This is a genomic window from Pseudomonas mucoides, from assembly GCF_015461845.1.
GTDB lineage: Bacteria > Pseudomonadota > Gammaproteobacteria > Pseudomonadales > Pseudomonadaceae > Aquipseudomonas > Aquipseudomonas mucoides.
This window is the reverse complement of sequence record NZ_JACOPW010000001.1, coordinates 508,531-531,159: the sequence shown is the minus strand read 5'-3', so window position 1 is coordinate 531,159 and position 22,629 is coordinate 508,531. Positions and strand designations below refer to the sequence as shown.

Annotated in this window: 21 protein-coding genes and 1 pseudogene; 11 read left to right on the top strand and 11 right to left on the bottom strand. The window is 58.2% G+C overall.

What is annotated here, in order from left to right:
- Nucleotides 1-19: 19 nt before the first annotated feature.
- From H8F22_RS02535 to H8F22_RS02500, 8 genes are all read left to right on the top strand, one after another.
- Nucleotides 20-1,522, top strand: a complete 1,503-nt coding sequence (locus H8F22_RS02535; protein WP_027921470.1) for a CoA-acylating methylmalonate-semialdehyde dehydrogenase — start codon at nt 20-22, stop codon at nt 1,520-1,522.
- A 25-nt stretch (nt 1,523-1,547) separates the two neighbouring features.
- Entirely contained in the window at nt 1,548-2,369 is an 822-nt protein-coding gene (locus H8F22_RS02530) for a TIM barrel protein (RefSeq protein ID WP_194939736.1), read from the top strand.
- A 136-nt stretch (nt 2,370-2,505) separates the two neighbouring features.
- The gene (gene iolD / locus H8F22_RS02525; protein ID WP_194939735.1) at nt 2,506-4,437 is read left to right on the top strand and encodes a 3D-(3,5/4)-trihydroxycyclohexane-1,2-dione acylhydrolase (decyclizing); all 1,932 of its coding nucleotides are present in this window, start codon (nt 2,506-2,508) and stop codon (nt 4,435-4,437) included.
- 40 nt (nt 4,438-4,477) lie between these two features.
- Nucleotides 4,478-5,488: a Gfo/Idh/MocA family protein gene (locus H8F22_RS02520; protein ID WP_027921467.1), complete on the top strand. Its 1,011-nt coding sequence runs from the start codon at nt 4,478-4,480 to the stop codon at nt 5,486-5,488.
- A 63-nt stretch (nt 5,489-5,551) separates the two neighbouring features.
- Entirely contained in the window at nt 5,552-6,604 is a 1,053-nt protein-coding gene (locus H8F22_RS02515; RefSeq protein ID WP_027921466.1) for a Gfo/Idh/MocA family protein, read from the top strand.
- A 154-nt stretch (nt 6,605-6,758) separates the two neighbouring features.
- A complete protein-coding gene (locus H8F22_RS02510) occupies nt 6,759-7,685 on the top strand; it encodes a sugar ABC transporter substrate-binding protein (protein ID WP_027921465.1) in 927 nt (308 codons plus the stop codon).
- Nucleotides 7,686-7,755: 70 nt separating this feature from the next.
- A complete protein-coding gene (locus H8F22_RS02505; protein ID WP_027921464.1) occupies nt 7,756-9,321 on the top strand; it encodes a sugar ABC transporter ATP-binding protein in 1,566 nt (521 codons plus the stop codon).
- A gap of 160 nt (nt 9,322-9,481) precedes the next feature.
- Nucleotides 9,482-10,504: an ABC transporter permease gene (locus H8F22_RS02500; RefSeq protein ID WP_027921463.1), complete on the top strand. Its 1,023-nt coding sequence runs from the start codon at nt 9,482-9,484 to the stop codon at nt 10,502-10,504.
- 74 nt (nt 10,505-10,578) lie between these two features.
- On the opposite strand, the gene H8F22_RS02495 is transcribed toward H8F22_RS02500, so the two are convergent.
- The 11 genes and pseudogenes from H8F22_RS02495 to H8F22_RS02445 form a co-directional block, all read right to left on the bottom strand.
- A complete protein-coding gene (locus H8F22_RS02495; protein WP_059181166.1) occupies nt 10,579-10,980 on the bottom strand; it encodes a hypothetical protein in 402 nt (133 codons plus the stop codon).
- Nucleotides 10,977-11,339 carry a P-II family nitrogen regulator gene (locus tag H8F22_RS02490; protein WP_027921461.1) on the bottom strand — a complete coding sequence of 121 codons (363 nt, stop codon included), beginning with the start codon at nt 11,337-11,339 and terminating at the stop codon, nt 10,977-10,979. The genes H8F22_RS02495 and H8F22_RS02490 overlap by 4 nt, the downstream gene beginning before the upstream one ends.
- Complete coding sequence (locus H8F22_RS02485) at nt 11,336-13,120, bottom strand: DUF1538 domain-containing protein (RefSeq protein WP_059181165.1); 1,785 nt, start codon at nt 13,118-13,120, stop codon at nt 11,336-11,338. The genes H8F22_RS02490 and H8F22_RS02485 overlap by 4 nt, the downstream gene beginning before the upstream one ends.
- A 141-nt stretch (nt 13,121-13,261) precedes the next feature.
- Nucleotides 13,262-13,696, bottom strand: a pseudogene (locus tag H8F22_RS02480) (response regulator); the annotation flags it as partial.
- Nucleotides 13,697-13,771: 75 nt separating this feature from the next.
- Entirely contained in the window at nt 13,772-14,272 is a 501-nt protein-coding gene (locus tag H8F22_RS02475; protein ID WP_027921460.1) for an outer membrane beta-barrel protein, read from the bottom strand.
- Nucleotides 14,273-14,567: 295 nt separating this feature from the next.
- Nucleotides 14,568-15,530, bottom strand: coding sequence for a helix-turn-helix domain-containing protein (locus H8F22_RS02470; RefSeq protein ID WP_027921459.1), 963 nt, complete (start codon nt 15,528-15,530; stop codon nt 14,568-14,570).
- Nucleotides 15,527-15,898, bottom strand: coding sequence for a hypothetical protein (locus H8F22_RS02465; protein ID WP_050590121.1), 372 nt, complete (start codon nt 15,896-15,898; stop codon nt 15,527-15,529). The genes H8F22_RS02470 and H8F22_RS02465 overlap by 4 nt, the downstream gene beginning before the upstream one ends.
- Before the next feature lie 584 nt (nt 15,899-16,482).
- Entirely contained in the window at nt 16,483-16,962 is a 480-nt protein-coding gene (locus tag H8F22_RS02460; RefSeq protein ID WP_027921458.1) for a hypothetical protein, read from the bottom strand.
- Nucleotides 16,959-17,792 carry a transcriptional regulator gene (locus H8F22_RS02455; protein WP_194939734.1) on the bottom strand — a complete coding sequence of 278 codons (834 nt, stop codon included), beginning with the start codon at nt 17,790-17,792 and terminating at the stop codon, nt 16,959-16,961. Before H8F22_RS02455 ends, H8F22_RS02460 begins: the two co-directional genes overlap by 4 nt.
- Nucleotides 17,793-18,094: 302 nt before the next feature.
- Nucleotides 18,095-18,556 (bottom strand): hypothetical protein, encoded by a 462-nt coding sequence (locus tag H8F22_RS02450; protein ID WP_027921455.1) that lies wholly within the window; start codon nt 18,554-18,556, stop codon nt 18,095-18,097.
- A gap of 104 nt (nt 18,557-18,660) precedes the next feature.
- The gene (locus H8F22_RS02445; protein ID WP_027921454.1) at nt 18,661-19,341 is read right to left on the bottom strand and encodes a DUF3313 domain-containing protein; all 681 of its coding nucleotides are present in this window, start codon (nt 19,339-19,341) and stop codon (nt 18,661-18,663) included.
- A 285-nt stretch (nt 19,342-19,626) separates the two neighbouring features.
- Here H8F22_RS02445 and H8F22_RS02440 point away from each other — a divergent pair, with 285 nt between their 5' ends.
- From H8F22_RS02440 to H8F22_RS02430, 3 genes are all read left to right on the top strand, one after another.
- Nucleotides 19,627-20,607 carry a quinone oxidoreductase family protein gene (locus H8F22_RS02440; protein WP_027921453.1) on the top strand — a complete coding sequence of 327 codons (981 nt, stop codon included), beginning with the start codon at nt 19,627-19,629 and terminating at the stop codon, nt 20,605-20,607.
- Nucleotides 20,608-20,620: 13 nt separating this feature from the next.
- Nucleotides 20,621-21,469 carry a TauD/TfdA dioxygenase family protein gene (locus H8F22_RS02435; RefSeq protein ID WP_027921452.1) on the top strand — a complete coding sequence of 283 codons (849 nt, stop codon included), beginning with the start codon at nt 20,621-20,623 and terminating at the stop codon, nt 21,467-21,469.
- 84 nt (nt 21,470-21,553) lie between these two features.
- Nucleotides 21,554-22,606: a BKACE family enzyme gene (locus tag H8F22_RS02430; protein WP_027921451.1), complete on the top strand. Its 1,053-nt coding sequence runs from the start codon at nt 21,554-21,556 to the stop codon at nt 22,604-22,606.
- The last annotated feature ends 23 nt before the right edge of the window (nt 22,607-22,629 follow it).

Sequence of the window (22,629 nt, the reverse complement as noted above, 5' to 3'; positions counted from 1 at the left end):
TGCACGGAGAACACGATCAATGAGCAATGCCCCGATCATCGGCCATTACATCCACGGTCAAGTGCTGGACAGCAGCAGCGAACGGTTCAGCAACGTCTTTAACCCGGCCACCGGCAGCGTCCAGGCGCGCGTCGGGCTGGCCAGCCAGAAGACCGTAGACGAAGCCGTCGCCTCGGCCCTGAAAGCCTTTCCGGGCTGGTCCGAACAGTCGTCCTTGCGCCGTTCTCGGGTGATGTTCAAATTCAAGGAATTGCTCGACCAACATCACGATGAGCTGGCAGAAATCATCAGCCGCGAACACGGCAAGGTGTTTTCGGACGCCAAGGGCGAAGTCACCCGGGGCATCGAAATCGTCGAGTACGCCTGTGGTGCGCCGAACCTGCTGAAAACCGAGTTCAGCGACAACATCGGCGGCGGCATCGACAACTGGAACCTGCGTCAGCCGCTGGGTGTGTGCGCCGGCGTCACGCCATTCAACTTCCCGGTGATGGTGCCGCTGTGGATGATCCCGCTGGCGCTGATCACCGGTAACTGCTTCATCCTCAAGCCGTCCGAGCGCGATCCGTCCGCCAGTGTGCTGATGGCCCGCCTGTTGAGCGAAGCCGGTTTGCCCGATGGAGTGTTCAACGTGGTCCAGGGCGATAAAACCGCGGTCGACGCCCTGCTGCAGCACCCGGACATCGAGGCCATTTCCTTTGTCGGTTCGACACCGATTGCCGAATACATTCACCAGCAAGCCACCTCGCGTGGCAAGCGTGTGCAGGCACTGGGCGGGGCGAAGAATCACATGATCGTCATGCCCGATGCCGATCTGGATCAAGCAGCGGATGCCCTGATCGGCGCGGCTTACGGCTCGGCCGGCGAGCGCTGCATGGCGATTTCGATTGCCGTGGCAGTGGGCGATGTCGGCGACTCACTGATTGCCAAACTGCTGCCGCGCATTGATCAGCTCAAAGTCGGCAACGGCCTGAAGGGCGACAGCGACATGGGGCCGCTGGTGACCGCCGAGCACAAGGCCAAAGTCGAAGGTTTCATCGACGAAGGCGTAGCCCAGGGCGCACAGTTGATCGTCGACGGTCGCCACTTCAAGGTGCCAGGCGCCGAGAACGGCTTCTTCGTCGGCGCGACGCTGTTCGACAACGTCACGACCGAGATGAGCATCTACCAGCAGGAAATTTTCGGACCGGTGCTGGGCATCGTACGGGTGCCGGATTTCGCCAGCGCCGTCGCGTTGATCAACGCCCACGAGTTCGGCAACGGCGTGTCCTGTTTCACCCGCGATGGCGGCATCGCCCGTGCCTTCGCCCGCACCATCAAGGTCGGCATGGTTGGCATCAATGTACCGATTCCGGTGCCAATGGCCTGGCACTCGTTCGGCGGCTGGAAACGCTCGCTGTTCGGCGATCACCACGCTTACGGCGAAGAGGGCATCCGCTTCTACAGCCGCTACAAAAGTGTGATGCAGCGCTGGCCTGACAGCATCGCCAAGGGCCCTGAATTCAGCATGCCGACGGCCAATTGATACACCTGTGCGGAGAATAACAACAATGAGCAAACCCCTGCGTTTCGCCCTGAACCGTATGGTCGCCCCACGCTTGTCCCTGCCGGCATTCATCGAGTTGGCGGTGGCCCTCAAGGCCGACGCCATCGAAATTCGCAACGACCTTAAAGGGGTCGAGATCGAGGACGGCACGGCACCCGAGCGCGTCCGTGAATTGTGCGCGGCCAAAGGCGTTACCGTGCTGTCGATCAACGCGTTGTATCCATTTGATGTGTGGAATGACGAGCGCCGTGCGCAGGCCCTGAAACTGGCGGCTTATGCCCGTGATTGCGGCGCGCAAGGGTTGGTCATGTGTCCGCTCAACGACCGTGCCGATCCGCGTACCGAGGCCGCACGCGCTTCAGGGCTGCGCACGGCGTTGACTGAACTGGCGCCGATCCTGCGTGAACACGGCATTGTCGGTTTCATCGAGCCGTTGGGTTTCGAAGAGTGCTCGCTGCGCTGCAAGCGCACAGCGGTGGACGCGATCAAGGCCATCGGCGGGCTGGATGTGTTCCGTCTGGTGCATGACACCTTTCATCACCACTTGGCTTGTGAACATGAATGCTTCCCCGAGCTGACCGGGCTGGTACACATCTCCGGCGTCGAGGATGCCGAGGCCCCGTTGGCGACCATTCGAGACGGTCATCGGGTGCTGGTGGGCGAGGGCGACATTCTTGGCAACGCGGCGCAAATCGACGCTTTGCTCAGCAGCGGTTATAGCGGCTACCTGTCGTTCGAACCGTTTGCCGACAGCGTCCATGGCCTGGCGGATATCCAGCAGGCGATTGGGGCGAGCATGGATCACCTGCAAAAAACCCTGGCCTGAGGCCAACGCGGATCAAATGTGGGAGCGAGCCTGCTCGCGAAAGCGCTGTGTCAGGCGACATCGATATCGACTGTGCCGCGGCCTTCGCGAGCAGGCTCGCTCCCACAGGGTTTCTTCGTTTATTGAAGGATCGGTTATGACTACGACACGACTGACCATGGCCCAGGCCCTGGTGAAATTCCTCGATAACCAGTACATCGAGGTCGATGGGGTTCAAAGCAAATTCGTCGCCGGGATCTTTACCATTTTCGGTCACGGCAACGTGCTGGGCCTGGGACAGGCCCTGGAGCAGGACAGTGGCGACTTGATCGTCCATCAGGGCCGCAACGAGCAGGGCATGGCCCACGCGGCGATCGGCTTTGCCAAGCAGCACCTGCGGCGCAAGATCTACGCCTGCTCGTCATCGGTAGGCCCGGGAGCGGCGAACATGCTGACGGCCGCTGCGACGGCGACCGCCAACCGCATTCCCTTGCTGCTGTTGCCCGGCGACGTTTACGCCTGCCGCCAACCGGACCCGGTGCTGCAACAGATCGAGCAGTTCCACGACCTGAGCATCAGCACCAACGACGCGTTCAAGGCCGTGAGCAAATACTGGGACCGCATCAACCGTCCCGAACAACTCATGACGGCGGCGATCCACGCCATGCGCGTGCTCACCGATCCCGCTGAAACCGGCGCGGTGACCCTGGCCTTGCCACAAGATGTGCAGGCCGAGGCCTACGACTATCCTGATTACTTCCTGCAAAAGCGCGTGCACCGCATCGAGCGTCGTCCGGCGACTGAAGCGATGCTCGGTGATGCGCTGGCACTGTTCAAAGGCAAGCGCAAGCCGCTGATCATTTGCGGCGGTGGGGTTCGTTACTCCGGCGCCAATGCGGCCTTGCAGGCGTTTGCCGAGCGCTTCGATATTCCTTTCGCCGAAACCCAGGCCGGCAAAAGTGCGGTGGTGTCCAGCCACCCGCTGAACGTCGGCGGGATCGGTGAAACCGGCTGCCTGGCGGCGAATCTGTTGGCCAGGGACGCGGATCTGATTATCGGTGTCGGCACCCGCTACAGCGATTTCACCACCGCGTCGAAATCCCTGTTCCAACACCCGGACGTGCAATTTCTCAACCTGAACATCAGCCCTTGCGATGCCCTGAAGCTCGACGGCGTGCAACTGCTGGCGGACGCCAAAGTCGGTTTGCAAGCCCTGGCTGAAGCCTTGGGCGATTACCGCTCCGCGTGGGGCGACCAACCGCAACTGGCCAAGGTGCAACTGGACGAAGAAGTCGACCGGATCTATCAGGTCGAATACCAGGCGAAAGATTTCGTCCCGGAAATCAACGACCACATGGACCCGGCCGTATTGCGTGAATTCATCGAGCTGACCGGTTCCTGCCTGACCCAGAGCCGCGTGCTCGGCGTGCTTAACAAAACCCTGGCCGACGACGCGGTGATCGTCGCCGCGGCCGGCAGCTTGCCCGGGGACTTGCAGCGCAGCTGGCGCAGCAAGGGGGTGAACACCTATCACGTCGAGTACGGTTATTCCTGCATGGGTTACGAGGTCAACGCCGCCTTGGGTGTGAAGCTCGCCGAGCCTGAACGAGAGGTCTACGCGCTGGTTGGCGATGGCTCTTACATGATGCTGCATTCTGAACTGGCGACCTCGATCCAGGAGCGCCGCAAGATCAACGTGGTGCTGCTCGACAACATGACCTTCGGTTGCATCAACAACCTGCAGATGGGCAACGGCATGGACAGCTTCGGCACCGAGTTCCGGTTTCGCAACCCGGAAACCGGCAAGCTCGACGGCGGTTTCGTGCCGGTGGATTTCGCCATGAGTGCGGCGGCCTATGGCTGCAAGACCTACAAGGTGAACACGGTCGAAGCGCTGCAAGCCGCATTGGCCGATGCGCGCTTGCAGACCGTGTCGACGCTGATCGACATCAAGGTCCTGCCCAAAACCATGATTCACGGCTACCTGTCGTGGTGGCGGGTCGGCGTGGCGCAAGTCTCCACCAGCGCCCGCACCAATGCCGCGGCCAAGACCCTGAACGAACGACTGGCCAAGGCCCGTCAGTACTGATTGCCCTGAAACGCACAACAACACATCTAGGAGTCTTTTCATGTCTTTGAAGCTTGGAGTCATCGGCACCGGGGCCATCGGCCAAGACCATATCCGTCGTTGCAGTCAAACCTTGCTTAACAGCCAGGTCGTTGCCGTCACCGACATCAACTTGCAACAGGCCGCCAATGTGGTGTCCGACCTGAAGCTGACTGCCGAGGTCTATCCCGACGGCCACGCGCTGATCAAGGCGCCGGAGGTCGAAGCGATCCTCGTCACCTCCTGGGGACCGAGCCACGAAGAGTTTGTGCTGGCGGCGATCGCGGCGGGTAAACCGGTGTTTTGCGAGAAGCCGCTGGCGGTCACCGCTGCAGGCTGCCGCAAAATCGTCGAGGCTGAAGTGGCCCACGGCAAGCGCCTGGTTCAGGTCGGTTTCATGCGTCCCTATGACGAAGGCTATCGGGCACTCAAAGCCGTGATCGACAGCGGTCAGATTGGTGAGCCATTGATGTTGCACTGCGCGCACCGCAACCCGACCGTGGGTGAGAACTACAAGACCGACATGGCAATCACCGACACGCTGATCCATGAGCTGGATGTGTTGCGCTGGTTGCTCGATGACGACTACGTCTCGGTGCAGGTCGTATTCCCGCGCAAGACCAGCAAAGCCCTCGCGCACCTGAAAGACCCGCAGATCGTATTGCTGGAAACCGCCAAGGGCACGCGCATCGACGTGGAAGTGTTCGTTAACTGCCAATACGGCTACGACATCCAGTGCGAAGTGGTGGGGGAGACCGGCATCGCCAAATTGCCGGAGCCTTCGCAGGTTCAATTGCGCAGCGGGGCGAAGCTGTCCAACGCGATTCTGATGGACTGGAAGGATCGGTTTATCGCCGCGTATGACGTGGAGTTGCAGGCGTTCATCGATGGTGTACGCGCCGGGCAGGTGGGTGGGCCGTCAGCGTGGGACGGCTTTGCAGCCGCAGTCGCTGCAGATGCGTGCATCGAGGCGCAGAACAGCGGGGCGATCGTCAACGTGGCTCTCCCTGATCGCCCGCACTTCTACGGCTAACCGGCCTCCCTGTAGGAGCAAGCTCGCTCCCACAGGGTCCGCGTTCTATAAGGAGAATATTCCATGCGTATCGGACTTGTCGGTTACGGCCATGGCGGCCGGTTTTTCCATGCTCCGCTGATCAGCAGTTTGCCGACGGCGACGTTTGTGGGGGTGGTCACCCGTTCGCCAGAGCGCCGACAGTTGCTGGCGGCCGAGCACCCTGGGGTGCCAGCGTTCGACAGCATCGGTCAACTGGTGGAGGCCGGGATCGATGTGCTGGTGGTGTCCACTCCGCTCAAGGGGCGTCCGGCGCTGGTACTCGACGGCATCGAACACGGTGTGGCGGTGGTCAGCGACAAACCGTTTGCCGCTGACGCGCAGCAAGCGCAAACCCTGATCACCATGGCCGAGCGCCAGGGCGTGCAACTCAGCGTCTACCAGAACCGTCGCTGGGACTCGGACTTCCTGACCGTGCGCAAACTCATCGAATCCGGTGCGTTGGGCCAGGTCACCCGTTTTGAATCGCGGATCGAACGTTACTCACCACAGGCGGTGAACAACGGCAGTGGCGGCGGCTTCCTGCGCGATCTGGGTAGCCACCTGGTGGATCAGGCGTTGCTGTTGTTCGGCCCGGTAACAAAGGTCTACGCCGAACTGGAGTACCTGGAAAAAGGCCAGGTTTTCGATAACGGCTTCTTTGTGTCCCTGACCCATGCCAGTGGCGTGACCTCACACTTGGGCGGCAGTTGCCTGCAAAGCACTCCCGGCCCGCGCTTTCGGGTGACCGGCACCCAAGGCTGTTACAGCGTTGATGGCCTGGACGGGCAAGAAGCATTGGCACTCGCCGGGCTCTCGCCAAAGTCCGAAGGTGAACGTTGGGGGGTTGAAGAGCATCGCCGCTGGGGCTGGTTTGAACAGGGCGAACGGCGCGAACGGGTTCCGTCCGAGCGCGGTTGCTGGAATCAGTTCTATTTACAGCTGCAAGCCGCGCTGCACAGCGGTGGCCCGCTGCCTGTGGACGCCTATGACGCACTGGCGACCACCCGCGTGCTAGACGCTGCGCGACTGAGTTTCGAGCGGCATCAAGTGGTGGAGTTGAGCCCGTTCAAGCGTCATGGAACAAAATCAGAATAAAATTCTAAAATGAGTTGATATGGAAATTATTTTCCAATAAAGTCATTTTCAGCGACCTGCCTCGCGACCCGTTTCAACCCTTTGCGCTTGCCTGCTTACTGAAATCGTCACGCCTCATCCATAAAACCAACAAGAATGTGGAGAAAGACTTTTCATGAAGACCAAGATCCGCTTTGCCTCTCTTGCCTTGTCCCTGATGTTCGCCAGCGGCGCGGCGCTCGCCGATATGAAAATCGGCGTCAGCATGTCCCAGTTCGATGACACCTGGCTGACCTACCTGCGCGAATCCATGGACAAAAAAGCCAAGTCCTATCCCGAGGGCGTGCAGTTGCAATTCGAAGACGCCCGCAGCGACGTGGTGAAGCAACTGAGTCAGGTAGAAAGTTTCATCAGCCAGAAGGTTGATGCCATCGTGGTCAACCCGGTGGATACCGCCGCCACCCGGAAAATCACCGAAGCCGCCGTCAAGGCCGGCATCCCGCTGGTCTACGTCAACCGCCGCCCCGATGATCTGAAGCTGCCCAAAGGCGTCGTGACTGTCGCCTCCAACGACCTGGAGGCCGGGGAAATGCAGATGCAGTACCTGGCTGACAAGATGGGCGGCAAGGGTGACATCGTGATTCTGCTGGGCGACCTCGCGAACAACTCCACCACTAACCGCACCAAGGGCGTCAAAGACGTACTGGCCAAATACCCGAACATCAAGATCGAGCAAGAGCAGACCGGTACCTGGTTGCGAGACAAGGGCATGACCCTGGTGAACGACTGGCTGACCCAGGGCCGCAAGTTTGACGCGGTCATCGCCAACAACGACGAAATGGCGATCGGTGCCGCGATGGCACTTCAACAGGCTGGCGTCGACAAAGGCAGCGTCCTGATCGCAGGTGTCGACGGTACGCCGGACGGCTTGAACGCGATCAAGAAAGGCAACATGACGGTGTCGGTGTTCCAGGACGCCAAGGGTCAGGCCGACGGCTCCATCGACACCGCCGTGAAAATGGCCAAAAACGAGCCGGTTGAACAGGCCGTTTGGGTGCCGTACCGCTTGATCACCCCGCAAAACGTCGACACGTTCAAATAGCCCGTCCGTTTAATAACAACAATAAATACGCAAGGTTGCGACCGCGACCTTGCTGATGGAGTACCTGATCATGTTCGCTTCAGCGACTGCTTCGAGCCCCCCGTTGGTGGGTATCCAGCCGACTGCAACACCTGTCGATGAGCCGTACCTGCTGGAGATCATCAACGTCAGCAAGGGGTTTCCCGGTGTGGTGGCCTTGTCCGATGTGCAGCTTCGGGTACGCCCCGGTTCTGTCTTGGCCCTGATGGGCGAAAACGGCGCCGGCAAATCCACCCTGATGAAAATCATTGCCGGCATCTACCAGCCCGACGCCGGTGAACTGCGCCTGAAGGGCAAGCCGGTGGTTTTTGAAACGCCACTGGCTGCGCTCCAGGCCGGGATCGCGATGATCCATCAGGAACTCAACCTGATGCCGCACATGAGCATCGCCGAGAACATCTGGATCGGCCGTGAACAACTCAACGGTTTCCACATGGTCGACCACCGGGAAATGCACCGCTGTACGGCGAAACTGTTGGAACGCCTGCGGATCAACCTCGATCCGGAAGAGCAGGTGGGCAACCTGAGCATCGCCGAGCGGCAGATGGTCGAAATTGCCAAAGCGGTGTCCTACGACTCCGACGTCCTGATCATGGACGAACCGACTTCGGCCATCACCGACAAGGAAGTCGCCCACCTCTTTTCGATCATTGCCGACCTCAAAAGCCAAGGCAAAGGCATCATCTACATCACCCACAAAATGAACGAAGTATTCGCTATCGCCGATGAAGTGGCGGTGTTCCGCGACGGCGCCTACATAGGCCTGCAGCGGGCCGACAGCATGGACAGCGATAGCCTGATTTCGATGATGGTCGGTCGTGAGTTGAGCCAGTTGTTTCCAGTGCGTGAAAAGCCGATTGGCGATCTGCTGCTGTCAGTGCGCGACCTCACGCTGGATGGCATCTTCAAAGGTGTCTCTTTCGACCTGCATGCCGGGGAAATCCTTGGCATTGCCGGGTTGATGGGCTCCGGCCGGACCAACGTTGCCGAAGCGCTTTTCGGGATTACCCCAAGCGACAGTGGCGAGATGCGTCTCGATGGCGAGGTGGTGCGCATCAGCGATCCGCACATGGCGATCGAGAAGGGCTTCGCCTTGTTGACCGAGGATCGCAAGCTCAGCGGCCTTTTCCCATGCCTCTCGGTATTGGAGAACATGGAAATGGCGGTGCTGCCGCACTACGTCGGCCACGGCTTCATCCAGCAAAAAGCCTTGCGGGTCTTGTGTGAAGACATGTGCAAGAAGCTGCGGGTAAAAACCCCCTCACTGGAGCAGTGCATCGATACCTTGTCGGGCGGTAATCAACAGAAAGCCTTGTTGGCGCGCTGGCTGATGACCAACCCACGCATCCTGATTCTCGACGAGCCGACCCGCGGTATCGATGTCGGCGCCAAGGCCGAGATTTACCGCCTTATCTCCTACCTCGCCAGCGAAGGCATGGCCGTCATCATGATTTCCTCGGAGCTGCCGGAAGTGCTCGGCATGAGCGACCGGGTAATGGTCATGCACGAGGGCGACCTGATGGGCACCCTCGACCGCAGCGAAGCGACTCAGGAACGAGTGCTGCAACTGGCCTCGGGAATGTCCCCGTGTCATTAAATCAAGGGTGAGCACGGTTTCTGTGACGAGGGGGGTTGCTCCCGCCGGGGTGCCAAGCGGCCCCAATGTCTCGGATTGACCGTAGAACTGGCGAGCGCTGCGCACTCGAACGGGAGCAAGTTCCCTCGCCACACTGATTTCATTTGAAGGGTGAGTGGTTATGAACGCGATACTGGAAAACAAACCGGCAACCGCACAGGTCAAGAGTCGCCGGCGCTTTCCGACCGAGCTGAGCATCTTCCTGGTGCTGATTGGCATCGGCCTGGTGTTCGAGATTTTCGGCTGGATCGTGCGCGACCAGAGCTTTCTGATGAACTCCCAGCGGCTGGTATTGATGATCCTGCAAGTGTCGATCATCGGTCTGCTGGCGATTGGCGTGACTCAGGTCATCATCACCACCGGTATCGACCTGTCGTCTGGTTCGGTGCTGGCCTTGTCGGCGATGATCGCGGCCAGCCTGGCGCAGACCTCTGATTTTACTCGGGCGGTATTCCCGTCGCTGACTGACTTGCCGGTGTGGATCCCCGTGATTGTCGGGCTCGGTGTCGGACTGCTGGCGGGGGCCATCAACGGCAGCATCATTGCGATCACCGGGATTCCACCGTTCATTGCCACCTTGGGCATGATGGTCTCTGCCCGTGGCCTGGCGCGTTACTACACCGAAGGCCAGCCGGTGAGCATGCTATCGGATTCCTACACGGCCATTGGTCATGGCGCGATGCCGGTGATCATTTTTCTGGTAGTGGCGGTGATCTTCCACATCGCACTGCGCTACACCAAGTACGGTAAATACACCTATGCCATCGGTGGCAACATGCAGGCGGCGCGGACGTCCGGTATTAACGTCAAGCGCCATCTGGTCATTGTCTACAGCATTGCCGGGTTGCTGGCAGGACTGGCGGGCGTGGTGGCTTCGGCCCGTGCTGCCACTGGGCAGGCCGGGATGGGCATGTCCTATGAGCTGGACGCGATTGCCGCAGCGGTCATCGGCGGGACCAGCCTGGCGGGCGGGGTTGGACGCATCACCGGCACGGTCATCGGCGCACTGATTCTTGGCGTGATGGCCAGCGGGTTCACGTTCGTCGGCGTCGATGCTTACATCCAGGACATCATCAAGGGCTTGATCATCGTGGTCGCAGTGGTCATCGACCAATACCGCAACAAGCGCAAACTCAAGCGCTGAAATGGACTGCGAACAGCGGGAGCCTGTTCTGGCTCTCGCTTCCCAATACCCCGATCGTTGATCGATTGGGGGGGTTATTGGCGCTCCGAGCGAATGGGTATCGCTCCTTGCTCTTCCGCTACTCCCTCAGGCATCGCCACTGCCGTAGCGAAATTTAACGCCGTCATGTACATCAACCCTCTGCCAGGCTCGGTCAGCCTGGCGTTTACGCATATGAAGTCGAACACCTCTTCAGCCTGGGCTACTTCCACCACCACATTGACTACCCGGGTGAGCACCGCCTCTGGCACTTCGTCGCGGGGTGCTTTGGCGGCCTGCAGTATGGCCACGCCTCGGCAATTGACGCTGTCCGCGCGGGTAATGCCATGTGTCTCTCGCAATAGCTGCAGCAGCGTGCGCTCAGTGCCATCGTCGGGCAACACGCAGGTAATGAGTTTTGCAGCCCCACCCGGTACGCCTGCTACCACCAGACTCACGAGGCATTCTCCTGTTTCAGCATCTCGCGGGGGATGTAGGTCGCGACTTTTTCCACGGGGGTCGCATAGATCATTCCAGCTCCGGGAACATTCAAATTGGCCGCGTGATAGATCGCCTCCAGTACCGCATCCTGGTAGTCGGCGGCGACCAGCAAGCTCACTACTTCCTTCTCCGCATCGATGGCGATGCTGAGCAGGCCGAGTCGCTCACGGGGGCCGATCCCGTTGGCGTGGTAGACGATGGCACCTGGCGCGCCCATGCCCTGGGCCGCACGGATCACCAGATCTGCGCGCCCGACGGGGACAATGCAGGTGATCAGTGCAACGTCAGTGAGGTAGGTAATTCCTTCAGCTTTCATCCTGCTTCTCCCGTGCCCATTAATTGCTTCGCAGGTTGTTCCGCGGCGGCCTTTGTCTGTCTCCACAATTGGAAACGCGCCCACTGTCCGAGGAGCATGACGCTGATGACCGGGCCGACGGAGGCCATGCAAAGAATGCCGAAACCCTCGACGGCGTTGGTCGCATTGCCCAGTCCCAGGCCCATGGCCAGAACGAGCGGAACGGTGATCGGCCCCGTGGTGACACCCGCGCTATCCCAGGCCACGTTGACAAATTCTTCGGTCGAAAAAATCGTCAGTACCACCGCGAACAGGTAGGGCGGCACCACCAGCCAGACCAGTGGCAGGCCGAACACCAACTTGGCCACACCCACGGCAATGCCGCAGGCGACACCTATCGATACAGCACGGATAAGGCCGCGCTTGCGGATAAAACCGTTGGTCAGTGTCTCGGCGGTGACGCCGAGCGCATTCAGCGCGGGTTCGGCGACGGTCGCCCCATACCCGAGCACCCAGGCGAAAACCAGGGCCAGTACCAACCCCACCTCATACCGGTAGAGCGGGGAGTCGTCCGAACCCGGCGTCTGCATGAAGGCCGCTGGAATCAGCGAGCCCGCACTACCTCCCAGCTTGGACAGGCCATAGGTCAGACCGAGATTAAACAGGCACATGCCCACCACAGTCAGGGCGATGCCGAGGAAGATCTCGCCGCGCCGTGGCAGGCTTTGGCGCAGCAGCAGTTTCAGGACGATCAGCAGGAATATCACCAGCGGCACGATGGCCCGCAACCCGGAAACGATCTCCAGTCCGGGGCTGACGGTGTGCCAGTCAGCCGCCAGTTGTCCGGCGCTGGCCGCCGCGTGCGCCGCGGCGATGATGTCTGCCGGCGAAGAGATGGCCGCGACGTACAGGCCCAGCAGCATGACGCCGATCACGGGAAACAATGAGGCGAGGGTGACAATACCGAATCCGGACAGCCCGGAACCGCCCTTGCCGGCAGCCGCTGCGATGCCGATGCCCAACGCCAGCACCAGCGGGACCGTGACCGGCCCGGTGGTGACCGCGCCGGCATCCCAGGCCAGGCCGATAATCTTTGCCAGCTCAGGATCACTGCTCATGTACACCGTCAGCAGCAGAACGGGCGCCAGTGACAAATAGATCAACGGCTTCAGGCTCCAGCCGTAGAGGAAGCGCAGCGTGCCGATGACAGCAGCCAGACCGACGCTGGCCCCCACCACCAGAACCAGTGCGCTGGTCCATTGATTGAGGATCGCCCAGAGGTAGGGCGCGCGCTCTGCCGAAACGTTCTGCCCGGCGGCGCGCAGCGCACCGATAGCGGGCTCGGCGAACGTCACCCCGATGCCCAGCAGCAGGGTCACCAGCAACACCACTGGCAGCGATAACTTGCGCGGAAGGTTGCTGCCGATGATTTCGCCGAAAGGCATCAGGCCAAGTTTCAGGCCTTCCATGAACAGCATCAGTCCGACGATGACGGCGAACAGGCCTGCCGTGACAAGCACCGAGTCTTCAACCAACTGGCGCAGGATGATGATCTGAAACAGCACCAGGTACAGGGCCAGCGGCACCACGGCGCTAAGCTGCTCCATAAAACGGACATTGAGATAAGGCTTGAGGATGGCGGCGATCTCGCCGCCACGTAATTTCACTGCTTTGTAAGGGGCGGCCTGCCAGTGGCCATCGGCATCGCGAACCGGTGCGCAGACCAGTTCACGCATGGGAATTTCGCGGCGACCTGCTCCGATCTTATGCAAGTATTCGGCGTAACGAATGGTGTCTTTCATAGAGTCATCTGTTGAGGTTGATCTACGGGTGTTCGACCATCAGGCGGTCTCGTCTTTGTCGCGGTGTTCCCAGACCTCCGTTGAGTCATCAGCGTAGCAGGGGAGATGAGGAGTGACTCGATGTGAGCCCGTTCCCTTGAAACCCAGTTCGAACTGAACCAGGTTAATCAACTCGTACGCATCAATCGGCTTCAACAGAAAGTCGACCACATTCAAATGCATGGCCTCAATGGCATCTCGAACCTCTGCATCTCCGGAAACGATCACAACGGGCAGATCCGCCCACTCGGACTTGCGGATCTCGCGAATCAACGCCAAGCCACCCAGCGGATACATATGCAAGTCAGTAATCACCAGCCCGATCGAACTGTCGATTTCCAACAAACACAAAGCCTCGGCGACACTGTCAGCCGTCACACACGCGACGCCATTGACTTGAAGGATTTCGGCCAGCAACTCGCGTGTGGCGTCGTCATCGTCGACGATCAAGGCTGTTTGAAGTGGCAATCCCGGGGCCTGAATGGCGGCGTTGATTGCCGCTCGCTCGGCGTCACTTAAAAGGTCGTAGTCGATCATCGGCTTCTTGGTCGGGAAGAGGGTTTCAAGGGTTTGAATCGAGCGACCCACAGGGCCGCTCAATTCAACTGCGCATTACCAGAGAATGTAAGCAGAGGCCGTTGTTTGATTCAGATCGATTTCACCAACTTCCAGTACTTCATATTCGGCACGGATACCAATGTTGCGAAATACATCAAATTCAACGCCGGCCCCGTAGGTCAGGTCCACGCCAGTGTCGTCATCGCTGGCATTACCGTCAGCATCCCAAGCGTGAGCACCGACACTACCGAATACTCGCACGCGATCGCCTATCGGAAAGCCGATATGGGCAGCGGCCTGAACTGACTTGCCATCGAAATCAAGATCCTTGTCTTCGAATTGGCCGAGATCAACAAATGCGCCTTCGAACGCGAGATAACTGTTGAGGCGATAGCCTGCAAAAACCTTATAGCTGGTGTCGTCATCGCTCAGCTGGGATTTGTCGGTTTCAATGCTGCTGACGCCGGCGCCAAGATACAAACCCTTGTCATCCGCCAATGCCTGAAAAGACAGTAACGAAAGCAGCGAAACGAAGCCAAGGTTTCGAAATAACATGTGAGGTGAAGTCCTTCTACAGGTTGTCGGTGGTGAGGTGAACGCCAAGAATTTGAGTGATCGCGAAGGTTGATAGAAATCAATGATTGATATTTTGTGTGCGTTATAAGCTGTCAATCAGCCAGGCTAACGCGACGCCACATAGGTACGCGGCCAGGCAAAAGAAGATCTTTTGTTTGAGCGGTAATGAATTCAATCGATAGCGCATGCTGGTCCCTTCGGCTGAGAAATAAGCAATGTTGGCCATTCGGGGGAGCGGAGAAAAATTAATGATTGTTATTTTTTGATCTGGCGCTTATCGAAGTTGCAGTTTGGATGAGTGGCGCCGGGCGGTTTCCGAAGGCACTTCCCCATAAGCATCGTGATACGCCTTGGAAAACCTGCTCAGGTGGTGGAAGTTCCAATACATGGCCGTTTCGGTGACCGTTGGCCAAGTGTTGCGGATCAAGTCTCGGCGAACATTGGCGAGCCTTACATTTCTAATGTAGGCAATCGGCGTCACGCCGAACGTTTCAACGAAACCATGATGCAAGGTACGAGTCGTCGTTCTGAGTTGTTTGACCAGCGCTTTCATGCACAGCGCTTTTTTTGCATTGGCGTGGATGTATTCGATGGCTTCTATCGCCACCCTTCTTCGGGTCGGGGTTTTAAGCGCGGAGCGCCCAACCGGCGTGAGTGCCCGCAGCAGCGAAGTCAGCAATGCACTTTCAATGCCTGAAGCTTTCGAGCTGTCACGCTGTTTTAAAGAAGGGGTTTTGACGTCGATTGCGTAAGCGCTGATGGCTTGAATGGCAGACTGTATTAATTTGAAGTTGGCCACCTGAAAGCGCTGTTCCTTTCGATTGGCCAGAACGTCGATCGCGGGATGATTTTCCAGGCACTGGGCATAGTGTTCCAGCGTCGTGGTCAGGGTGAACAGCGTTTCATTCGGCTCACAGGTGTAACGCACGGGTTCATCGCTGTGCAGCGCGATGATTTCGTTGGGGCGCAGTTCATGATCATTGACGATGGGGCGGCCAACGGAAGTCTGTGAAATGGCAAAGCTTACACAGCCATGAGGCACAGAGCTGATCATCGTGACCGCCGAATCAAACTCCAGCCGACTGCATTGCACTCGGGGGCTATGCATGAGTTTGTGCTGTCGAATGTTCGCCTCATGTTCTGAGGTGATGAGGTTAATCTCCCATCGGCCAATGGTTCTATTGGCGTTGTCCGCAGGAGTAGCGGTTACATGAAAGACTTCATCAGGGATGCTCATGGAATTGAAGGCTCTTCAGCTAAATGGACGGTGCCAGGCGATGCCGGCATAAGCTCCAGCGCCGCGGCAAAAACGTACGCGTCGCTCAGGGGGGTATCCACCAGGCTCTGAAGTTTGCACGGCGCTAGCTTCGACCCGAAAATGGCCGATGTTTCACTGGCCGGGCCGATCGCGGCGGCATCAAAGGCAAAAAAATCGTCGACTCGATAGTCTGTGCAAATCTTGTAACGAGAGTGCTCATCGTCCTGCGACTTCTTGTTGCTTTCAACACGCGTCATGTCGGAATTATAAACTTCCTTGTCATAGGCCATGGCCTTGAGAGAAAGCAATACACCAAACGAAACGGTTGCGAAGTTTTTTAGCTGCATTGACGTGCTTTCCTTGTTAGTGATTTTTCAGTCAGAGCCTGGTGTCAGCCGCATGATGCTCACGGCTTGGTCTGTGGATGATCACGCGCCGGCGATGCTAATTAAAGTCAAAAACTCATATTGCCCAGGGTCAGGCAGTCAAGCGCAGAACAATTATCAAAGCAGGATCAGAGCAGGGTCGTCATTGATGACGTGTTGTGGCGGAGAAGGTCGGGGGGTGTTGTTTGTTCCTTCCTCGTCATGAGATTCATTCTCTGAGTAAATCTGAAGGTGCGACAATTTCAGCTTTTCATTCGGACTCAATTCTATTGAGTAGAAGTCAATCTCGGTGCTGCCGTTGGAGTATTCATCGTGTGCCACTGAATGAAAGGGCAATGCCGCTAGAGACAGGACTGCCAGCATCTTGGTCATCATCGGTATGACGGCTCGCAAAAATGTATGTGTCGGGATAAGCCTGGAGCCGTTGTTGTGCTGAGCGACAGCAGATCGGCTCCGAGAACGGTAGAGGAGGGACTTTGAAGGGGGAGATCGGTTGATACAAATTAGTAATTGTTATTTTTATTATTGACCCGGTTTCAGCAAACTCAGTGATTCATGCAGCGTAGGCGGCCAAGATCATGCACATAAAAACACACGGTGTTTTTATCATTCGTAGGGATCAACTCGTAATTTAGAACGGCGCCTTCTTGCAGAACATATTGACGTCTGAAAAAAAGATCAGGTGTTTTTTCAATCGCAAACAGTTCTGTGTCCTGGCTAAGTTTGACGTTGTTTATTTTTATCTGAACGTGATGGTTGCTTTCGCGAATGATGTCCGCCGTCAGAGTGGCGTTACGAATTTTTCCGTTCAGGCTTTCCAGAGTGGTTTGCGTCAGTCGACCGTGGCCAATGGTCAGATACTCTTCGGTATTGAGCTGATTGAGATCTTCCAGCCATTGACGGGTGATGGTTTGATAACTGATATTTTCCATGTAATAGGATGGCGAATAAACCAGGGAGAAAATGCAAACGGCGTTGATGATTGCCAGCACTGTCCAGTGCGCAATGGGCGGTATTGTCTTCATAGGGTCGTCTCCAGGCATTGGCGGATCATCAATGCGAGGTCTTTTTGATCACTATTTAATTGCAAGTTTACGGTGCTTTCATCCGGGCGAACGCATGAAACGGAATAGTTTGATTTAAACAAGTTCAGCCAGACCTGACCTTTCAAGTTCAGCGAAGCCTGTTGCACCTGTTTAGCTGAAAGATCCCTCAGTGATTCAGCTTCAGCGACGCTATTGCCGACTGCATGGATAGTCAGGTCGTTCTGTTTGAGGCTTGAAACCTCTACATTCCGCGTATCGAAACCAGAGTGGAAACCTGAGTGGAAACCAGCAAATGCGCAGACGCCCAAGGTCAGGACATAACCGACTGACAGCGCCTTCGTCATGTAAGTCGATTGTGTGGTTTTGCCAGGCCGTAGCGGGGCAGGCTGAGTGTCGGCTGGCGCAAGCTCCTCAGTAACGGGCGCAGAAGGTTGCACGGCTTCCTCTGCAGGCACCGGCAAATCCGTTTGTGCATCGACGACATACTGGCGGTTGAAACAATAACCTCGTCGAGGAACCGTCATCAGAATCTCATGATCCCGACTGTCATTAAGCAGGTTTCTAAGGGAAAAAACGGCCTGATTCAAACTGCCGGAGGCGACGACGCGGTCATTCCAGGTGTAGTCGATGATCTCATCGCGGCTTTTGGTCTGGCCGGGTTCCATCAGCAGCAGGTCCAGCAGACGGGATTCAGCCCGGCCTATCGTGGAACTTTGAACATCGCCATAGGGCGTGGTGATGGAAAGCAAGGCGGTATCGGGGTCGAAAAGGGCCATGGCACCATTTTTCAACTTGAAGGCGTAGCGCATGGGAGTCCTCCGTTCGGCGGTTCTGGCTGAGTATACAGACGGTTTGGATGGGCTGGATTTGACGCGATCCATACGGGTCAGGGAGCTGAACGGCTACAAGCGGACAAGCGCGGAAGGTGCGGAGGGAGCCCTTAGAGACGGCTGGGATAGCGCAAAAAAAGCATCACTGGAATCAAGCAAGGGTAACCCACGGAGTTTCTATCGAGGGCAGTGATGATGCTCGATACGGGTCATCGGCGCTAGCCGAAAACTGCGAGGCAGATTGTTCAGGCGGGCCAGCGCTCCATCAAGGAGCGCCTGGATCAAGGCAAAACGTTATAGCCACGCTGTTGCAGGCAGCTGCTGTACACGGAGTTGTTGGCGGTGACGCTTTGGTCGGTGGCGGCAGCGTCCTGACGGCGCTCCTGGCGTTGTCTGGATCCCCCGATCACCACACCGGCCGCGGCGGCACTGCGCGCATTGTTCTGGCGATAGTCTTGCTTGATATCGTCGTCGACCTGGTCGTAGAGGTTGTCGTGTTGGCGGCCTCGAACCTCCGCGGCAGTGGCTCCGACGACCGCCGCTTTGGTCGCGCCTTTTACCCGACCACCCGATGGCGTTGTGTTTTGGATCGGGAATTGGGCATTGGCCTGAGATTGGCAGGCGCTGGTGTCTTGCTGGATCGTCTGGGAAGTTTGGCTCTTCAGCGGCACCACGGTCACCGCCAATGCCTGCGAACTGGCGAGCAATGCCAGGGCCGATAAGGTAAACGTCAGTATTTTCATCAAACCGGACTCTCGTAAAACGTCGTTTCGTGGCCTTACAGTTTGTTCAGGCCAGAGGCTGAAACCCCATGCGCGTCTACTCGCAATGGGGTACTCCGCGGGGGTTACTGCTTGGAAAGCAGTGCGTGAATGTCGTTCGTCACGTCTTTAAGTGCGACCTTGAAGTCATTGGCAGCGATAGGCTGGCTGGCGTTTTTCAACGTCGCGCCGAACACCTTGCGTACCACCTTGGCGACTGCCAAACCGGTGTTGGCGTCGACCAGGTCGGCTTCAATAAACATCTCCGCCGTCTGATCGCGATGGCCGGTAGCGGCTTGAGTGGCCCCGATAATCCCGCCGATTGGAACGGCCTCATACCAATGCATGCCCTCGTTGTTGGCGCTGACATGGGTAATCGCCGCCTGCAAGATCAAGGTCCGCGAAGCGGCCGGTGCCTGTTTTGCAGTCGAGACAATGGTGTAGGAGGGGGCCAGGGCAGTCTTGATACTGTTGCTGGCCATCGTCTGCACGTCTTGCAGGGTTTTCAGGTTGACGCGTTCGGTCGGTTTCGGCGCCGGATACAGCTCTACTTCCTTGAACACGACAGTGGAATAGGCGTGAGGATCAAACCCGGGCGACACCCAGCGCAGCACTTTCTGTTCGCTCGGCGTCGTTTGTTCTTCCAGCCCCTGATAATTGGCCAGGAAGCCCGAATACTGCTCTTGCTGCGCCACTTTCGAGACGCAGCCGACCTGAAACACGCAGCTCAAGGCGATACCCGCAATCCATTTATTCGACATGCTCATGTGTTCTGTTCTCAAGTGATGAAAGTTGTCATTCAGGTTCCGGCAAAGCGGGGCGCATGCTGCCCGCACTGACTGGATAATCCGAATCAATAACCCTCAAAAACTATTAAACACGGCCGCCGGCGCATCTCCGGCCCTCAACCCGAATCTTTCCTCAAGGCGTGTGTCATGAAATGAAAAGCCATTGTCGTCTGATGAGAAGCGGTTCCCAGGGCGGCATCCTACAGTCCAATCAGCGCATTTCGACGCAGCAAGCCAACATTGCAGATTGGAGAATAAGAAATCATGGCCAAAGCCGTACGCTTCTACGAAACCGGTGGTCCCGAAGTCCTTCGCTATGAAGACGTGGAAGTCGGCGATCCCGGTCCAGGCCAGGTTCGTCTTCGTCATGTGGCGGTCGGCTTGAACTATGCCGACACTTACTTCCGCAATGGCACCTATCCGATCCCTATGCCCAACGGAATGGGGGTTGAGGCTTCCGGTGTGGTTCAGGCCGTCGGGGAAGGCGTGACCAATGTGCAAGTGGGGGATCGCGTCACCTACACCGGTTTTCTCAATACCCTGGGTGCCTACAGCACCGAGCGTCTGATCGCGGCCGCACCGCTGATCAAGTTGCCGGAAACCATCAGCTTCGAAACCGCCGCCGCCATGACCATGCGCGGCCTGACCTCGTCGTACCTGATGCGCCGCATCTACGACTTCAAGGCGGGTGACACTATTTTGCTGCACGCCGCTGCCGGTGGTGTCGGCCTGATCGTTTCGCAGTGGGCCAAGTTGCTCGGCGTGAACGTCATCGGCACCGTATCCACCGAGGCCAAGGGCGAAATTGCCCTGGCTCACGGTTGCAGCCATGTCATCAACTACAGCCATGAAGACGTCGCCCAACGCGTTCGTGAAATGACCGACGGCGTGGGTGTCAACGTGGTGTTCGACAGCGTTGGCAAAAACACCTTCGAGGGTTCGCTGGATTCGCTCAAGCGTCGCGGCCTGATGGTGTGTGTCGGGACTGCATCCGGTCCGATTCCGCCGTTCAATCCAGCGCTGCTGGCGATGAAGGGCTCGCTGTACATGACGCGCCCGGCCCTGGCTGACTACATCGCCGATCCGGCGGAAAAAGCCGAGCTGGCCGGCGAGCTGTTCGACCACGTCGGCAGCGGTCGCATCAAGATCGAAATCAACCAGCACTATGCCTTGCAAGACGCCGTCCAGGCCCATCGCGACCTGGAGTCACGCAAGACCACTGGTTCGTCGATTTTCGTCATTTAAGGAGCTGCCAGCCATGAAAGTCGAACAATTGACCTGCAGCATTGGCGCCGAGCTGATCGGCGTCAACCTGGCCGACGCGGTGCATGACGACGGTCTGTTTGCCGAGATTCGTGCCCAGCTGCTCAAGCATCGGGTGGTGTTCCTGCGCGATCAGGACATCAGCCGTGCCGACCACGTGGCCTTCGCCCGTCGTTTCGGCGAGCTGGAGGATCACCCGGTGGCCGGCAGCGACCCGGATCACCCGGGGCTGGTGCGCATCTACAAAAATCCGGACCAGCCAATGGACCGCTACGAGAACGCCTGGCACACCGACGCCACCTGGCGCGAAGCCCCGCCGATGGGCTGTGTACTGCGTTGCGTAGAGTGCCCGCCTGTGGGCGGTGACACCATGTGGGCCAACATGGTCCTGGCCTATGCGAACTTGCCGGAAGACGTAAAGGTCAAGATCGCCGACCTGCGCGCCCGCCACAGCATCGAAGCGAGCTTCGGTGCCGCCATGCCGATTGAAAAACGCCTGGCGCTCAAGGCGATGTACCCGGACGCCGAACACCCGGTGGTGCGCACCCACCCGGAAACTGGCGAGAAAGTGCTGTTCGTCAACGCTTTCACGACGCACTTCAGCAACTACCACACCCCTGAGCGGGTGCGCTTCGGTCAGGACGCCAACCCTGGCGCCGGCGAGTTGCTGCGTTACCTGATCAGCCAGGCGTACATCCCTGAGTATCAGGTTCGCTGGCGCTGGAAGCCGAACAGCATCGCCATCTGGGACAACCGCAGCACCCAGCATTACGCGGTCATGGATTACCCGCCGTGCCATCGCAAGATGGAACGCGCCGGGATTATTGGCGACAAGACGTTCTGAACGATCCCCTCTGAATTTTGTACTCGTAGACGCGCCTGCCAGGCATGACCGGCAGGCGGACAATCATAAAAACTGGAGTTACTCATGCAATTCTTCGACGATTCCCTGCACCCGGAAAACATGGAAAAAGTGGTCATCACCGTGGCCCCGTACGGCCCTGAGTGGATGCCCGAAGATTTCCCGGAAGACATCCCGCTGACCATGGACGAGCAAGTCCAGAAAGCGGTCGAGTGCTATGAAGCCGGCGCGACCGTGCTGCACCTGCACGTACGTGAACTGGACGGCAAGGGTTCCAAGCGCCTGTCCAAGTTCAACGAATTGATTGCCGGCGTCCGTGAAGCGGTGCCGGACATGATTATCCAGGTCGGCGGTTCGATTTCCTTCGCACCGGAAAGCGATGGCGAAGCCGCGCTGTGGTTGTCCGACGATACCCGCCACATGCTGGCCGAGCTGACGCCAAAACCGGATCAGGTCACGGTGGCGATCAACACCACCCAGATGAACATCATGGAATTGCTGTATCCGGAATACCTGGAAGGCACTTCCCTGGCCAACCCTGCCTACCAGGCGGCCTACAGCGAAATGACCGTACCGGCCGGCCCGGCCTGGGTTATCGAGCACCTCAAGCGACTGATGGACAATGATATCCAGCCGCACTTCCAGCTGACCGGCATGCACGCTTTGGAAACGCTGCAGCGCATGGTACGCAAGGGTCTCTACAAAGGTCCATTGAACCTGACCTGGATCGGCATCGGCGGCGGTTTCGACGGCCCGAATCCATTCAACTTCTTCAACTTCATCCACCGCGTACCGGACGGCTGCACCCTGACCTCCGAGTCGCTGCTCAAGAACGTGCTGCCGTTCAACACCATGTCGATGGCCATGGGAATGCACCCGCGCGTGGGCAACGAAGACACTATCATTGATCACAAGGGCGAGCGTTTTGGTTCGGTTGCTCAGATCAAGCAGACCGTGCGCATTGCTCATGAACTGGGTCGTGAAATCGCTACCGGTAAAGAAGCTCGCGAGATTTATCGCATCGGTGTGAAGTACGACACCATCGAAGAAACACTGTTGGCCAACGGCATGGCCCCCAACCGCAAGGCTGGGCAAAAAGGTGTGCCGCAACGCGGCTGACCGACAGCGGGAGCGAGGGGGGT

Excerpts from the sequence above, each read along its gene's own strand:
- H8F22_RS02535 (WP_027921470.1), top strand. The coding sequence starts at position 20 with ATGAGCAATGCCCCGATCATCGGCCATTACATCCACGGTCAAGTGCTG.
- H8F22_RS02530 (WP_194939736.1), top strand. The coding sequence starts at position 1,548 with ATGAGCAAACCCCTGCGTTTCGCCCTGAACCGTATGGTCGCCCCACGC.
- iolD (WP_194939735.1), top strand. The coding sequence starts at position 2,506 with ATGACTACGACACGACTGACCATGGCCCAGGCCCTGGTGAAATTCCTC.
- H8F22_RS02520 (WP_027921467.1), top strand. The coding sequence starts at position 4,478 with ATGTCTTTGAAGCTTGGAGTCATCGGCACCGGGGCCATCGGCCAAGAC.
- H8F22_RS02515 (WP_027921466.1), top strand. The coding sequence starts at position 5,552 with ATGCGTATCGGACTTGTCGGTTACGGCCATGGCGGCCGGTTTTTCCAT.
- H8F22_RS02510 (WP_027921465.1), top strand. The coding sequence starts at position 6,759 with ATGAAGACCAAGATCCGCTTTGCCTCTCTTGCCTTGTCCCTGATGTTC.
- H8F22_RS02505 (WP_027921464.1), top strand. The coding sequence starts at position 7,756 with ATGTTCGCTTCAGCGACTGCTTCGAGCCCCCCGTTGGTGGGTATCCAG.
- H8F22_RS02500 (WP_027921463.1), top strand. The coding sequence starts at position 9,482 with ATGAACGCGATACTGGAAAACAAACCGGCAACCGCACAGGTCAAGAGT.
- H8F22_RS02490 (WP_027921461.1), bottom strand. The coding sequence starts at position 11,339 with ATGAAAGCTGAAGGAATTACCTACCTCACTGACGTTGCACTGATCACC.
- H8F22_RS02485 (WP_059181165.1), bottom strand. The coding sequence starts at position 13,120 with ATGAAAGACACCATTCGTTACGCCGAATACTTGCATAAGATCGGAGCA.
- H8F22_RS02475 (WP_027921460.1), bottom strand. The coding sequence starts at position 14,272 with ATGTTATTTCGAAACCTTGGCTTCGTTTCGCTGCTTTCGTTACTGTCT.
- H8F22_RS02470 (WP_027921459.1), bottom strand. The coding sequence starts at position 15,530 with ATGAGCATCCCTGATGAAGTCTTTCATGTAACCGCTACTCCTGCGGAC.
- H8F22_RS02465 (WP_050590121.1), bottom strand. The coding sequence starts at position 15,898 with ATGCAGCTAAAAAACTTCGCAACCGTTTCGTTTGGTGTATTGCTTTCT.
- H8F22_RS02460 (WP_027921458.1), bottom strand. The coding sequence starts at position 16,962 with ATGAAGACAATACCGCCCATTGCGCACTGGACAGTGCTGGCAATCATC.
- H8F22_RS02455 (WP_194939734.1), bottom strand. The coding sequence starts at position 17,792 with ATGCGCTACGCCTTCAAGTTGAAAAATGGTGCCATGGCCCTTTTCGAC.
- H8F22_RS02450 (WP_027921455.1), bottom strand. The coding sequence starts at position 18,556 with ATGAAAATACTGACGTTTACCTTATCGGCCCTGGCATTGCTCGCCAGT.
- H8F22_RS02445 (WP_027921454.1), bottom strand. The coding sequence starts at position 19,341 with ATGAGCATGTCGAATAAATGGATTGCGGGTATCGCCTTGAGCTGCGTG.
- H8F22_RS02440 (WP_027921453.1), top strand. The coding sequence starts at position 19,627 with ATGGCCAAAGCCGTACGCTTCTACGAAACCGGTGGTCCCGAAGTCCTT.
- H8F22_RS02435 (WP_027921452.1), top strand. The coding sequence starts at position 20,621 with ATGAAAGTCGAACAATTGACCTGCAGCATTGGCGCCGAGCTGATCGGC.
- H8F22_RS02430 (WP_027921451.1), top strand. The coding sequence starts at position 21,554 with ATGCAATTCTTCGACGATTCCCTGCACCCGGAAAACATGGAAAAAGTG.